The 15,043-nt window shown below is 67.2% G+C and carries 8 protein-coding genes; 1 reads left to right on the top strand and 7 read right to left on the bottom strand.

What is annotated here, in order from left to right:
* On the top strand, positions 1 to 1,806 hold a 1,806-nt coding region (locus M4J07_RS28645; protein WP_255976270.1), incomplete at its 5' end, for a PIG-L family deacetylase.
* Between the two features lie 165 nt (positions 1,807 to 1,971).
* On the opposite strand, the gene tuf is transcribed toward M4J07_RS28645, so the two are convergent.
* The 7 genes from tuf to rpoB all read right to left on the bottom strand — a co-directional run bounded on the left by tuf (position 1,972) and on the right by rpoB (position 14,767).
* Positions 1,972 to 3,165 (bottom strand): elongation factor Tu, encoded by a 1,194-nt coding sequence (gene tuf, locus M4J07_RS28640; protein WP_255976268.1) that lies wholly within the window; start codon positions 3,163 to 3,165, stop codon positions 1,972 to 1,974.
* Positions 3,166 to 3,315: 150 nt separating this feature from the next.
* Positions 3,316 to 5,445, bottom strand: coding sequence for an elongation factor G (fusA, locus tag M4J07_RS28635; RefSeq protein WP_255976266.1), 2,130 nt, complete (start codon positions 5,443 to 5,445; stop codon positions 3,316 to 3,318).
* Positions 5,446 to 5,484: 39 nt separating this feature from the next.
* Positions 5,485 to 5,955: a 30S ribosomal protein S7 gene (gene rpsG, locus M4J07_RS28630; RefSeq protein WP_111663838.1), complete on the bottom strand. Its 471-nt coding sequence runs from the start codon at positions 5,953 to 5,955 to the stop codon at positions 5,485 to 5,487.
* A 2-nt stretch (positions 5,956 to 5,957) separates the two neighbouring features.
* Positions 5,958 to 6,329 (bottom strand): 30S ribosomal protein S12, encoded by a 372-nt coding sequence (gene rpsL, locus M4J07_RS28625; RefSeq protein ID WP_003948652.1) that lies wholly within the window; start codon positions 6,327 to 6,329, stop codon positions 5,958 to 5,960.
* A gap of 297 nt (positions 6,330 to 6,626) precedes the next feature.
* The gene (locus tag M4J07_RS28620; protein ID WP_255976272.1) at positions 6,627 to 7,103 is read right to left on the bottom strand and encodes a DUF1707 and DUF4190 domain-containing protein; all 477 of its coding nucleotides are present in this window, start codon (positions 7,101 to 7,103) and stop codon (positions 6,627 to 6,629) included.
* Between the two features lie 178 nt (positions 7,104 to 7,281).
* Positions 7,282 to 11,181, bottom strand: a complete 3,900-nt coding sequence (locus tag M4J07_RS28615; protein WP_255976264.1) for a DNA-directed RNA polymerase subunit beta' — start codon at positions 11,179 to 11,181, stop codon at positions 7,282 to 7,284.
* A gap of 100 nt (positions 11,182 to 11,281) precedes the next feature.
* Positions 11,282 to 14,767: a DNA-directed RNA polymerase subunit beta gene (gene rpoB / locus M4J07_RS28610; protein ID WP_255976262.1), complete on the bottom strand. Its 3,486-nt coding sequence runs from the start codon at positions 14,765 to 14,767 to the stop codon at positions 11,282 to 11,284.
* Between the last annotated feature and the right edge of the window lie 276 nt (positions 14,768 to 15,043).

Here is a 15,043-nt window from a genome sequence, read left to right as displayed (position 1 = left end):
CACCCCGACGACGACCTGTACTTCATGAACCCGGACACCCAGCACACGCTGGCCGCCGGCACCCCGCTCGTCTGCGTCTACGTCACGGCCGGCGAGGCCGACGGGCGGAACAAGACGCCGGCGGACCGCGCCCCCGCCCCCGACAAGGCCGCCTACGCCGCCGCCCGCCACCAGGGCCTGCGCCAGTCGTACGCGACCCAGCTCGGCCTGCCCGTCTTCACCCGCTGGGAGACGAGCGCGATCCGCTTCCGCAACGGCTTCCAGGCCGAGGTCAGCACCCTCCAGCACCGCGGCCGCCGGGTCGAGCTCGTCCACCTGGACCTGGCGATGCACACCCCGGCCGGTCACATGGGCGTCCCCGCGCTGTGGCGCGACCGCGGCCTCCTGCTGCGCACCCTCGTCCCCCAGGGCTCCCCGGTGCGCACCGTCCAGACGTACGACTACGAGTCGCTGGTCGGCGTCCTCGTCGAGCTCTACGAGCGCTACCGCCCCACCCTCGTCCAGACCCTCGACCCCGACCCGGACATCCAGGCGAGCGACCGGATCACCCAGATCAGGGACAGCGAGCAGCCCGGCTACTCCGACCACGCCGACCACACCGCCGTCGCCTGCTTCAGCTGGGCCGCGCTGATCCGCTGGGCGCAGCAGACGAAGAGCGGCCCCCCGGCCTTCGCCGTCACCGCCTTCCGCGGCTACTACAACCACCACTGGCCCAAGAACCTCCCGCCCCAGGTCCTGGACCAGAAGGCCGCCCACCTGATCCCGTACGGCGCGGCCCCTGACTGGCAGTGCGGCAACCCCGCGGGCTGCGGCGACTACAACGTCGGCGGCGACCGTCCCCTGACCAACCGCAAGGGCTGGGTCCGCGCCACCCACTACCGCTACCCGGGCCCCCGCCTCGCGCTCGCCCCGGCCGCCGACGGCCGCCTCACCGCGTACGGCGTCCTCGGCCTGCGCGCGGTCCGGTACGACGAGAAGGCCACGACGGACGGCGGGTTCGGCGCCCCGGTCGACCTCGGCGGCGGCCCGCTCGCCCCGGTCCTCGGCAGCGCGACGCTCACCGACGGCCGGCACCTGGTGTTCGGCCTGCGCCTCGCGGCGATCGAGGGCCGGGGCGCCCCTGACGTGCGCGAGATCGTGGTCCTGGAACAGCGCGGCCCGCGCCGCTACGGCTCCTGGACCGGCCTCGGCAACCCCGAGGGCACCGACTCCGACCGCGGCCGCCGCGTCGGCGTCCCGGTCGCCGTCACCGCCCCCGACGGCCGCGTCCACCTCTTCGTACGCGACGCGGACCAGGGCGTCAGCACCCGCGTACGGGACGCGGCGGGCACCTGGTCACCCTGGCGGCGGCTCGGCGGCGGCCCGGTCCAGGACGGACTCACGGCGGTCGTCGGGGACGACGGACGGGTGCACGTGTACGCCCCCGGCCGCGACACCGTCCACCACTGGACACCGGAAGGCCCCGCCCCGCTCACCGGCCTGCCGACCCCGGCGGACGCGATAGCCGCGGCGGGCAGCCGCCTCTACTTCCGCCCGCCCGCCTCCGACCGCCTGCTCTCCCCCGGCGCCCCGGCCGTCCGCTTCCCCGGCTACGGCCCGGTGACGGCCGCGGGCGCGTACCTGCTCGGCCGCGACACCGACGGGAACATCCAGCTCCTCCACGACGGCCACATCACCCGCCCGGCCACGCCCCCCGCCACCCTCGACGGCCCGTCCCTGAGCGTGGACCGCCGCGGCCCGACGGCCGCGGGCCTGTCCCCGGACGCCCGGCCCTGGCTGTGGCGCCCGACCCAGGCGAAGGCCTGACCGCACGGCGCCGGCCCTGGGACACGGGGACACGGCGACACGGGGACACGGGGACACGGGGACACGCAAAAGGGCCCGTACGACGTGAAGTCGTACGGGCCCTTTCAGAGCTCGCAGGAGCTACCAGGCATCAAGCCCCGAAGGGACTCAACAGGTAAGCGATGCTTACTTGTTGATCTTGGTGACCTGGCCGGCGCCGACGGTCCGGCCACCCTCACGGATGGCGAACTTGAGGCCCTCCTCCATGGCGACGGGCTGGATGAGCTCCACCTTCATCTCGGTGTTGTCACCCGGCATGACCATCTCGGTGCCCTCGGGGAGGGTCACGACGCCGGTCACGTCCGTCGTACGGAAGTAGAACTGCGGGCGGTAGTTGTTGAAGAACGGGGTGTGACGGCCACCCTCGTCCTTCGACAGGATGTACGCCTGCGCCTCGAACTCGGTGTGCGGCGTGACCGAACCCGGCTTGATGATGACCTGGCCGCGCTCGACGTCCTCGCGCTTGATGCCACGGAGGAGCAGACCGACGTTCTCACCGGCCTGGCCCTCGTCGAGCAGCTTGCGGAACATCTCGATGCCGGTGACCGTGGTGGTGGTCTTCTCGGTCTTGATGCCGATGATGTCGACGGTCTCGTTGACCTTGAGGATGCCGCGCTCGATACGACCGGTGACGACGGTGCCACGACCGGTGATCGTGAAGACGTCCTCGATCGGCATCAGGAACGGCTTGTCGACGTCGCGCTCGGGCTCGGGGATGGACTCATCCACGGCCTTCATGAGCTCGAGGACCGAGTTGCCCCACTCCTTGTCGCCCTCAAGGGCCTTCAGAGCGGAGACCTTGACGACCGGAAGGTCGTCGCCCGGGAACTCGTACTCGGAGAGCAGCTCACGGACCTCGAGCTCGACGAGCTCCAGGATCTCCTCGTCGTCCACCATGTCGGCCTTGTTCAGGGCGACAACGATGTACGGAACGCCGACCTGGCGGGCCAGGAGCACGTGCTCCTTGGTCTGCGGCATCGGGCCGTCGGTGGCGGCGACCACGAGGATGGCGCCGTCCATCTGCGCGGCACCCGTGATCATGTTCTTGATGTAGTCCGCGTGACCGGGGCAGTCGACGTGGGCGTAGTGACGCGTCTCGGTCTGGTACTCGACGTGCGCGATCGAGATCGTGATACCGCGCTGGCGCTCCTCAGGAGCCTTGTCGATCTGGTCGAAGGCCGAGGCCTCGTTCAGGTCCGGGTACGCGTCGTGCAGCACCTTGGTAATGGCGGCCGTGAGGGTCGTCTTACCGTGGTCAATGTGACCGATGGTGCCGATGTTGACGTGCGGCTTAGTCCGCTCGAACTTCGCCTTCGCCACTGGGTCCTCCTGTGGAGTGGTTCTGGTACGCCTTACTCATCGGCGCCAGGGTGATCTTTGCTGGGATGCCAGCCGCCGGGGTCGCTCTCCCTGGGGCGGGGTCGAAACCCCGGCGGATGGTGTCAAGCCTAAAGCGTGGAACCGGGTGGGTTACTCGCCCTTGGCCTTCGCGATGATCTCCTCGGCGACGTTCCGGGGAACCTCGGCGTAGGAGTCGAACTGCATCGAGTAGCTTGCGCGACCCGAGGTCTTGCTGCGGAGGTCGCCGACGTAGCCGAACATCTCCGAAAGCGGCACGAGGCCCTTCACGACGCGAGCGCCGCTGCGCTCCTCCATGGCCTGGATCTGGCCACGGCGGGAGTTGATGTCGCCGATGACCTCACCCATGTAGTCCTCGGGCGTGGTGACCTCGACGGCCATCATCGGCTCGAGCAGCACGGGCTTGGCCTTGCGCGCGGCCTCCTTGAAGGCCTGCGAACCGGCGATCTTGAACGCGAGCTCGGAGGAGTCGACCTCGTGGTAGGCACCGTCGAGAAGCGTGACGCGGACGCCCGTCATCTCGTAGCCGGCCAGGATGCCGAACTGCATGGCCTCCTGCGCACCCGCGTCCACCGACGGGATGTACTCCCGGGGGATGCGGCCACCGGTGACCTTGTTGACGAACTCGTACGCCGGACCGTCGGACTCGGTGATCGGCTCGATCGCGATCTGCACCTTGGCGAACTGACCGGTACCACCGGTCTGCTTCTTGTGGGTGTAGTCCACGCGCTCGACGGCCTGACGGATCGTCTCGCGGTACGCGACCTGGGGCTTGCCGACGTTCGCCTCGACGCGGAACTCGCGCTTCATGCGGTCGACGAGCACCTCGAGGTGAAGCTCGCCCATACCACCGATGATGGTCTGGCCGGTCTCCTCGTCCGAGTGCACCTGGAAGGAGGGGTCCTCCTCCGAGAGACGCTGGATGGCGACACCCAGCTTCTCCTGGTCACCCTTGGACTTCGGCTCGATGGCGACCTGGATGACCGGCGCCGGGAAGTCCATGGACTCCAGGATGACCGGGCTCTTGTCGTCACAGAGCGTCTCGCCCGTGGTGGTCTGCTTCAGACCCATGACGGCGACGATGTCACCGGCGCCCACCGACTCGATCTCCTCACGCTTGTTCGCGTGCATGCGGTAGATCTTGCCGATGCGCTCCTTCTTGCCCTTGACGGAGTTCAGCACGGCAGTGCCGGACTCCAGGCGGCCCGAGTAGACCCGGACGAAGGTGAGCTTGCCCAGGTGCGGGTCGCTCATGATCTTGAAGGCGAGCGCGGCGAGGGGCTCCTCGTCCGACGGCTTGCGCTTGACGACGACCTCGGGGTCCTTGACGTCGTGGCCCTCGATGGCCTCGACGTCGAGCGGGGTCGGCAGGTAGCGCACGACGGCGTCGAGCAGGGGCTGAACGCCCTTGTTCTTGAACGCGGTGCCGCAGAACACGGGGGTGACGGTGGTGTCGCCGCCCTTGCCGGAGGCGATGGTGATGCGACGCACGGCGGCGTGCAGCTGCTCGACGGTGGGCTCGGTGCCCTCCAGGAACAGCTCCATCATCTCTTCGTCGTTCTCCGCGACGGCCTCGAGCAGCTTGCCGCGGTACTCCTCGGCAGCCTCGGTGTGCGTGGCGGGGATGTCGACGATGTCGTACGCCTCGCCCTTGGCGGCCTCGGCCGACCAGACGAACGCCTTCATCGTGACGAGGTCGACGACACCCTGGAAGTCAGCCTCTGCACCGATGGGCAGCTGCATGACCAGCGGGGTCGCACCGAGGCGGTCGACGATCATGTCGACGCAGCGGTGGAACTCGGCACCGGTACGGTCCAGCTTGTTCACGAAGCAGATGCGCGGCACGCCGTAACGGTCGGCCTGACGCCACACCGTCTCGGACTGCGGCTCAACGCCGGCGACGCCGTCGAACACCGTCACAGCACCATCGAGCACACGCAGGGAGCGCTCCACCTCAACGGTGAAGTCGACGTGCCCGGGGGTGTCGATGATGTTGATCGTGTAGTCGTCGTTCTCGAGCGGCCAGTGACAGGTGGTGGCAGCAGAGGTGATCGTGATGCCACGCTCCTGCTCCTGCTCCATCCAGTCCATCGTGGCGGCGCCGTCGTGGACCTCACCGATCTTGTACGAGACGCCGGTGTAGAACAGGATCCGCTCGGTCGTGGTCGTCTTGCCCGCGTCGATGTGGGCCATGATCCCGATGTTGCGGACCTTGGCCAGGTCAAGTGAAGTGGTAGCCATAAGGCTTCAGTCTTCTCTCGGTCTCGATGTGGGTAGCGACTACCAGCGGTAGTGCGCGAAGGCCTTGTTGGACTCGGCCATCTTGTGCGTGTCCTCGCGCTTCTTCACGGCAGCACCGAGGCCGTTGGAGGCGTCGAGCAGCTCGTTCATCAGACGCTCGGTCATCGTCTTCTCGCGACGGGCGCGGGAGTAACCGACGAGCCAGCGGAGCGCGAGGGTGTTGGCGCGGCCGGGCTTGACCTCGACCGGGACCTGGTAGGTCGCGCCACCGACACGGCGGGACTTGACCTCGAGGGTCGGCTTGATGTTCTCGAGCGCGCGCTTCAGCGTGATGACCGGGTCGTTGCCCGACTTCTCACGCAGGCCCTCCATGGCGCCGTACACGATGCGCTCGGCGGTGGAGCGCTTGCCGTTCAGCAGCACCTTGTTGATGAGGGAGGTCACCAGAGGAGAACCGTAGACCGGGTCGATGATGACCGGGCGCTTCGGGGCGGGGCCCTTACGAGGCATTCTTACTTCTCCTTCTTGGCGCCGTAGCGGCTGCGGGCCTGCTTGCGGTTCTTGACACCCTGGGTGTCGAGCGAACCGCGGATGATCTTGTAACGAACACCAGGCAGGTCCTTCACACGGCCACCACGCACGAGCACGATGGAGTGCTCCTGCAGGTTGTGTCCCTCACCCGGGATGTAGGCCGTGACCTCGATGCCGGAGGTCAGACGCACACGCGCGACCTTACGGAGGGCCGAGTTCGGCTTCTTCGGGGTGGTCGTGAACACACGCGTGCAGACGCCACGGCGCTGGGGCGAACCCTCGAGTGCGGGCGTCTTGTTCTTCTCGACCTTGTCCTGCCGGCCCTTCCGGACCAGCTGCTGGATCGTAGGCACTACTTCTCCGGTTTCTGTGTGCCGATCGTGAAACTAACCTGGAACGTCGCCGACCCACGCGGTCGGGTGTGTCGAATACTGCAGACCCCCGCTCAAAGGCGGGAAGGCGGCAGATTGCGGTGGCCTTGATCAAAACCGTGAACCGGCTCCGATCCGGACTCGCCGTGCGGCTGAAGACACGCACACGAGCCCAGGCACACCCCAGGCACAAGGTCTGAGCGTACCTATCTCATACGCTGCGGTCAAAACAAATACCCCGCAGCCAGGACACGCCGGGCGTGGCGTCACTGCCTGCTACTAGCCGCCACTCTGGGCCGCCGCCACGATCGCGATCAGCAGCACCAGTGCCCAGCCGGCCACGGACAGCCACCCGAGCACGAGCCCGCCCACGGCCATCCCGTCGCCCTGCTCTCCCGTGCGCCTGATCTCGGCCCGCGCCATGTGCCCCAGGATCACGGCCGGGATCCCGGTGGCCCCCGCCGTGAAGAACGTCGCCACCCCGCACGACAGCGACCCGATCGCCTTGCCGTTGGTGGGCGGCGGCGGCACCGGAGCCGGCAGGAACGTCCGCGGCACGGGCGCCTGCGGGAACGACTGCTGGGGTACGGGCCCCTGCGGCAGGTCGGCGACCAACTGGGACAGCTCCCCCACCGTGCGCGCCTGATAGGCCCGCTCGACCCGCTTCTCGTACTCCCCCTGCGGCAGCCGCCCCTCGGCGAATCCGGCCCGCAGCACGTCGACGGCGCGCTCCCGGTCGGCGTGCGCGGCGAGCATCGACGGCTGGTGGCCCTGCTGAGGCGGCCAAGGAGCGGGCTGCCACGACGAATTCGACACGAGACCAACTCCCCCGGACCGGACTTTCGGTGCCCTCCATCATGCGCCAACGCGCCGCAGGGCGGCCACCCCGGAATTCCTCGGGGTGACCGCCCTGCGGTTCAAGCAACCTGCTCGCTTACTGGTTGTACGGACCGTAGTCGTAGTCCTCCAGCGGAACGGCCTGGCCGGAGCCGGTGCCGAACGGCGAGTAGTCGATGTCGTCGTAGCCGACGGCCGAGTACATCGCGGCCTTGGCCTCCTCGGTGGGCTCCACCCGGATGTTGCGGTAGCGGGACAGACCCGTACCGGCCGGGATGAGCTTACCGATGATGACGTTCTCCTTGAGGCCGATGAGGCTGTCGGACTTGGCGTTGATCGCCGCATCCGTCAGGACTCGGGTCGTCTCCTGGAAGGAGGCGGCCGACAGCCAGGACTCCGTCGCCAGCGAGGCCTTGGTGATACCCATCAGCTGCGGACGGCCGGAGGCGGGGTGACCGCCCTCGGTGACCACACGACGGTTCTCGGTCTCGAACTTCGAGCGCTCGACGAGCTCGCCCGGCAGCAGCTCCGCGTCGCCGGACTCGATGATCGTCACGCGGCGCAGCATCTGCCGGATGATGATCTCGATGTGCTTGTCGTGGATCGACACGCCCTGCGAGTTGTAGACCTTCTGGACCTCGCCGACCAGGTGGACCTGGACCGCACGCTGACCCAGGATGCGCAGCACGTCGTGCGGGTTGGTGGCACCCACGGTCAGCTTCTGGCCGACCTCGACGTGGTCGCCCTCGCCCACGAGCAGACGGGCACGCTTCGAGATCGGGAACGCCGTCTCGTCGCTGCCGTCGTCCGGGGTGACGACGATCTTCTTGGTCTTCTCGGTCTCCTCGATGCGGATACGACCCGCGGCCTCGGAGATCGGGGCGACACCCTTCGGCGTACGAGCCTCGAAGAGCTCGACGACACGGGGCAGACCCTGGGTGATGTCGTCACCGGCCACACCACCGGTGTGGAAGGTACGCATCGTCAGCTGGGTACCGGGCTCACCGATGGACTGGGCGGCGATGATGCCGACCGCCTCACCGATGTCCACCAGCTTGCCGGTCGCCAGCGAGCGGCCGTAGCAGAAGGCACAGGTGCCGACCGCGGACTCGCAGGTGAGGACCGAGCGGGTCTTGACGACCTCGACGCCGTTCGCGACCAGGGCGTCGATGAGGACGTCACCCAGGTCGACGTTGGCCGGCGCGATGACCTTGCCGTCGACGACGATGTCCTCGGCGAGCATGCGGGCGTACACGCTGGTCTCGACGTCGTCCGCCTTGCGCAGGACGCCGTCGGCGCCACGCTCGGCGATCGTGAGCTTGAGGCCACGGTCGGTGCCGCAGTCCTCCTCGCGAATGATGACGTCCTGGGAGACGTCGACCAGACGACGGGTGAGGTAACCCGAGTCGGCGGTACGCAGAGCGGTGTCCGCCAGACCCTTACGAGCACCGTGCGTCGAGATGAAGTACTCCAGCACCGACAGGCCCTCACGGAAGGAGGCCTTGATCGGACGTGGGATCGTCTCGTTCTTGGCGTTCGACACCAGACCACGCATACCGGCGATCTGACGCATCTGCATCATGTTTCCTCGGGCACCCGAGTCAACCATCATGAAGATGGGGTTGGTCTTCGGGAAGTTCGCGTTCATCGCCTCGGCAACCTCGTTGGTCGCCTTGGTCCAGATCGCGATGAGCTCCTGAGTGCGCTCTTCCTTCGTGATGAGACCGCGCTCGTACTGCTTCTGGACCTTCTCGTCCTGCGCCTCGTACCCGGCGACGATCTCCTTCTTCGCCTCGGGAACGACGACGTCGGAGATGGCCACGGTGACACCGGAACGGGTCGCCCAGAAGAAGCCGGACGCCTTCAGGTTGTCGAGCGTCGCCGCCACGATGACCTTGGGATAGCGCTCGGCCAGGTCGTTGACGATCTCGGAGAGCTGCTTCTTGCCCACCGAGTAGTCGACGAACGGGTAGTCCTCGGGCAGCAGCTCGTTGAAGAGCGCGCGGCCCAGCGTCGTACGCAGGCGGAAGCTGTCGCCCGACTGGTACTCCGGCTCGCCCTCCTCGACGGCCGGCGGCGTCCAGCCACGCGGCGGGATGGTGCCCACCGGGAAGCGGATGTCGACCTGCGACTGCAGCGCGAGCTCGCCGGCGTCGAACGCCATGATCGCCTCGGCCGTGGAGCCGAACGAACGGCCCTCGCCCTTGGTGTCACGGAGCTCGCCGTCGGTGGTGAGGAAGAACAGACCCAGGACCATGTCCTGCGTCGGCATCGTCACCGGACGGCCGTCGGCGGGCTTGAGGATGTTGTTCGAGGACAGCATCAGGATGCGGGCCTCGGCCTGCGCCTCCGCGGAGAGCGGCAGGTGCACGGCCATCTGGTCACCGTCGAAGTCCGCGTTGAACGCGGTGCAGACGAGCGGGTGGATCTGGATGGCCTTGCCCTCGACCAGCTGCGGCTCGAAGGCCTGGATGCCGAGGCGGTGCAGGGTGGGAGCACGGTTCAGCAGAACCGGGTGCTCGGCGATGACCTCTTCGAGGACGTCGTACACGACCGTGCGGCCGCGCTCCACCATGCGCTTGGCGCTCTTGATGTTCTGCGCGTGGTTCAGGTCGACCAGGCGCTTCATCACGAACGGCTTGAAGAGCTCCAGCGCCATGGCCTTCGGGAGACCACACTGGTGCAGCTTCAGCTGCGGGCCGACGACGATGACGGAACGCGCCGAGTAGTCGACTCGCTTGCCGAGCAGGTTCTGACGGAAACGACCCTGCTTGCCCTTGAGCATGTCGGACAGCGACTTCAGCGGACGGTTGCCGGGGCCCGTGACCGGGCGACCACGACGGCCGTTGTCGAAGAGCGCGTCGACGGCCTCCTGGAGCATGCGCTTCTCGTTGTTCACGATGATCTCGGGCGCACCGAGGTCGAGAAGGCGCTTCAGGCGGTTGTTGCGGTTGATCACGCGGCGGTACAGGTCGTTCAGGTCGGAGGTCGCGAAGCGGCCACCGTCCAGCTGCACCATCGGACGCAGGTCCGGCGGGATGACCGGCACGCAGTCGAGCACCATGCCCTTGGGGCTGTTGCTGGTCTGCAGGAACGCGGAGACGACCTTGAGGCGCTTGAGCGCACGGGTCTTCTTCTGGCCCTTGCCGGTACGGATGATCTCGCGGAGGCGCTCGGCCTCCTCCTCGAGGTCGAAGGTCTCCAGGCGCTTCTGCAGCGCCGCGGCACCCATCGAGCCGTCGAAGTACGTGCCGAAGCGGTCACGCAGCTCGCGGTAGAGCAGCTCGTCGCCCTCCAGGTCCTGGACCTTGAGGTTCTTGAAGCGGTTCCACACCTCGTCGAGACGGTCGATCTCGCGCTGGGCGCGGTCGCGCAGCTGCTTCATCTCGCGCTCGGCACCCTCGCGCACCTTGCGGCGCACGTCGGCCTTGGCACCCTCGGCCTCGAGCTCGGCCAGGTCGGTCTCGAGCTTCTTGGCGCGGGCCTCCAGGTCGGAGTCACGGCGGTTCTCGACCTGCTGACGCTCCACCTGGACGTGCGCCTCGAGGGAGGGCAGGTCGCGGGTACGACGCTCCTCGTCGACGAACGTGATCATGTACGCCGCGAAGTAGATGACCTTCTCGAGGTCCTTCGGGGCGAGGTCGAGCAGGTAACCGAGGCGCGACGGGACGCCCTTGAAGTACCAGATGTGCGTGACGGGAGCGGCGAGCTCGATGTGGCCCATCCGCTCACGGCGCACCTTGGCGCGCGTGACCTCGACGCCACAGCGCTCGCAGATGATGCCCTTGAAGCGGACACGCTTGTACTTGCCGCAGTAGCACTCCCAGTCCCGGGTCGGACCGAAGATCTTCTCGCAGAAGAGTCCGTCCTTCTCGGGCTTGAGGGTGCGGTAGTTGATGGTCTCGGGCTTCTTGACCTCGCCGTGGCTCCACTGACGGATGTCGTCAGCGGTGGCCAGACCGATCCGGAGCTCATCGAAGAAGTTGACGTCGAGCACTATGCGTCAATCCCTCTCAGGGTTGTAAGTCTGTGGTCTGAAACGGGGGTCGCGGGGTCGGTGCGGGGGCTCATCCCTGAGCCCCCGCACCTGACTCCCGTCAGACCTCTTCGACGCTGCTCGGCTCGCGCCGGGACAGGTCGATGCCGAGCTCCTCCGCTGCGCGGAAGACGTCCTCGTCGGTGTCGCGCATCTCGATGGACATGCCGTCCGAGGACAGCACCTCCACGTTGAGGCACAGGGACTGCATTTCCTTGATGAGCACCTTGAAGGACTCGGGAATGCCGGGCTCGGGGATGTTCTCGCCCTTGACGATGGCCTCGTAGACCTTCACGCGGCCGGTGACGTCGTCGGACTTGATGGTCAGCAGCTCCTGGAGGGCGTAAGCGGCGCCGTACGCCTCCAGCGCCCACACCTCCATCTCACCGAAGCGCTGGCCACCGAACTGGGCCTTACCACCCAGCGGCTGCTGGGTGATCATCGAGTACGGACCGGTCGAGCGGGCGTGCAGCTTGTCGTCGACCAGGTGGTGCAGCTTGAGGATGTACATGTACCCGATCGAGATCGGGTCCGGGAACGGCTCGCCGGAGCGGCCGTCGAACAGCCTCGCCTTGCCGGACGGGAGGACCATGCGGTCGCCGTCGCGGTTCGGGATGGTGTGCTCCAGCAGACCGGCCAGCTCGTCCTCACGCGCACCGTCGAAGACCGGGGTCGCGACGTTCGTACGCGGCTGGACCTGGTCGGCGCCGATCGCCTGGAGGCGCTGGGCCCACTCGTCGCCGAGGCCGGAGACGTCCCAGCCCTGGCTGGCGAGCCAGCCGAGGTGGATCTCCAGGACCTGTCCCGGGTTCATTCGGGACGGCACACCCAGCGGGTTCAGGATGATGTCGACCGGAGTTCCGTCCTCGAGGAACGGCATGTCCTCGATCGGAAGGATCTTCGAGATAACACCCTTGTTGCCGTGGCGGCCGGCGAGCTTGTCACCGTCGGTGATCTTGCGCTTCTGGGCCACGTAGACGCGAACCAGCTGGTTCACGCCCGGGGGAAGCTCGTCGCCCTCTTCGCGGTCGAAGACGCGGACGCCGATGACCTTGCCGATCTCACCGTGCGGCACCTTCAGGGAGGTGTCACGGACCTCGCGGGCCTTCTCACCGAAGATCGCGCGGAGCAGGCGCTCCTCCGGCGTCAGCTCGGTCTCACCCTTGGGCGTGACCTTGCCGACGAGGATGTCGCCGGCGACGACCTCGGCACCGATACGGATGATGCCGCGCTCGTCGAGGTCGGCGAGGACCTCCTCGGAGACGTTCGGGATGTCCCGGGTGATCTCCTCCGGGCCGAGCTTGGTGTCACGCGCGTCGACCTCGTGCTCTTCGATGTGGATCGAAGAGAGCACGTCATCCTGGACGAGCCGCTGGCTCAGGATGATGGCGTCCTCGTAGTTGTGACCCTCCCACGGCATGAACGCCACGAGCAGGTTCTTGCCGAGGGCCATCTCGCCCTCTTCGGTCGCGGGACCGTCGGCCAGCACCTGGCTGGCGATGACCCGCTGGCCCTCGTCCACGACGACCTTCTGGTTCACAGAGGTGCCCTGGTTGGAGCGCGAGAACTTGTGCAGGCGGTACGTGGTGTACGTGCCGTCGTCGTTGGTCGTGGTGATGTAGTCCGCGGAGACCTCCTGGACCACACCGTCCTTCTCGGCCTTGAGCACGTCGCCGGCGTCGACGGCGCAGCGGTACTCCATGCCGGTGCCGACCAGCGGCGCCTCGGACTTAATCAGCGGCACCGCCTGACGCATCATGTTCGCGCCCATGAGGGCACGGTTGGCGTCGTCGTGCTCGAGGAACGGGATCATGGCGGTCGCGACCGACACCATCTGGCGCGGCGAGACGTCCATGTAGTCGACGTCCGTGCCGGGCACGTAGTCGACCTCTCCGCCACGACGGCGGACCAGGACGCGGGCCTCGGCGAACCGGAGCTCGTCGGTCAGCGGCGCGTTGGCCTGCGCGATGACGAAGCGGTCCTCCTCGTCGGCGGTGAGGTAGTCCACCTCGTCGCCGACGACACCGTCGGTCACCTTGCGGTACGGGGTCTCGATGAAGCCGAACGCGTTGATCCGGCCGTACGAGGCGAGCGAACCGATCAGGCCGATGTTCGGGCCTTCGGGCGTCTCGATCGGGCACATGCGGCCGTAGTGCGACGGGTGCACGTCTCGGACCTCGAAGCCGGCCCGCTCACGGGACAGACCACCCGGGCCGAGGGCGTTCAGACGACGCTTGTGCGTCAGCCCCGACAGCGGGTTGTTCTGGTCCATGAACTGGGACAGCTGGGACGTACCGAAGAACTCCTTGATCGACGCCACCACGGGGCGGATGTTGATCAGGGTCTGCGGCGTGATCGCCTCGACGTCCTGCGTGGTCATGCGCTCGCGCACGACGCGCTCCATACGGGCGAGACCCGTACGGACCTGGTTCTGGATGAGCTCACCGACGTTACGGATGCGGCGGTTGCCGAAGTGGTCGATGTCGTCGGTCTCGACGATGATGTCGCGACCCGACTCGCCGACCGTCTCGGTCTCACCGGCGTGCAGCTTGACCAGGTACTTGATGGTCGCGATGACGTCGTCGGTGGTGAGCACGCCGGCGTCCAGCGGCTCGTCGGCGCCGAGCTTCTTGTTCACCTTGTAGCGGCCGACCTTCGCGAGGTCGTAGCGCTTCGGGTTGAAGTAGAGGTTCTCGAGCAGCGTCTGAGCGGCCTCGCGCGTGGGCGGCTCGCCCGGGCGGAGCTTGCGGTAGATGTCGAGCAGCGCGTCGTCCTGGCCCTGGGTGTGGTCCTTCTCCAGGGTGGCGCGCATGGACTCGTACTGGCCGAACTCCTCGAGGATCTGCTCGGTCGTCCAACCGAGAGCCTTGAGCAGGACGGTGACGGACTGCTTGCGCTTGCGGTCGATGCGCACACCGACCATGTCGCGCTTGTCGATCTCCATCTCCAGCCAGGCACCCCGGGACGGGATGATCTTGGCGGAGAAGATGTCCTTGTCGGACGTCTTGTCGATGGAGGAGTCGAAGTAGACACCGGGCGAACGGACCAGCTGCGACACCACGACACGCTCGGTGCCGTTGATGACGAAGGTGCCCTTGTTCGTCATGAGCGGGAAGTCGCCCATGAAGACCGTCTGAGACTTGATCTCACCGGTCTCGTTGTTCGTGAACTCGGCGGTGACGAAGAGCGGGGCGGCGAACGTGAAGTCGCGCTCCTTGCACTCGTCGATCGAGTTCTTCGGAGGCTCGAAGCGGTGGTCGCGGAACGTCAGAGACATCGACCCGGAGAAGTCCTCGATCGGGGAGATCTCCTCGAAGATCTCCTCGAGGCCGGACTTGGTGGGGACGTTCTGTCCGCTTTCGAGAGCCGCCTCGACACGAGCCTTCCACGCGTCGTTGCCGAGCAGCCAGTCGAAGCTCTCGGTTTGCAGCGCAAGAAGGTTCGGAACCTCGAGGGGCTCCTTGATCTTTGCAAAGGAGATGCGCAGCGGGGCGGTGCTGGCGCCGTTGTTCGTATTCGCGGTCGAGGCGTTGCGCGAGGCGGCCAAGAGGGGGTCCTTCCGAGGGCTCGGACTCACTACGCGCGTACCGGTCCCAAGCCGTGCAGGGGGACGGCCCCTCTGATCTGGGGATAAGGCCAGGTCAGGGCGGGTTTAGTCCACAGTGCTCAAGCGAGGGCATGCCCCTGGTGACGGGCAGGGAGCAGCTAACAGGCAGCGCAAAGGGACAGTGTAGCCAGAAGGCCCACTGATGTCCAGTCCGGGTTTTTTGAGACCCTCGTTGTCCTCAACCGTTCACCGTCTGCGGCGTACCTTGTGCGCTGA

This window comes from Streptomyces longispororuber (assembly GCF_024448165.1).
Classification (GTDB): Bacteria; Actinomycetota; Actinomycetes; order Streptomycetales; family Streptomycetaceae; genus Streptomyces; species Streptomyces longispororuber_A.
The sequence above is the reverse complement of the archived record's forward strand: the minus strand, read 5'-3'. Positions and strand labels throughout refer to the sequence as shown.

Coding starts and splice junctions, on each gene's coding strand:
- fusA (WP_255976266.1), bottom strand. CDS start 5,445: ATGGCTACCACTTCACTTGACCTGGCCAAGGTCCGCAACATCGGGATC.
- M4J07_RS28620 (WP_255976272.1), bottom strand. CDS start 7,103: ATGCTCGCCGCGCACGCCGACCGGGAGCGCGCCGTCGACGTGCTGCGG.
- rpsG (WP_111663838.1), bottom strand. CDS start 5,955: ATGCCTCGTAAGGGCCCCGCCCCGAAGCGCCCGGTCATCATCGACCCG.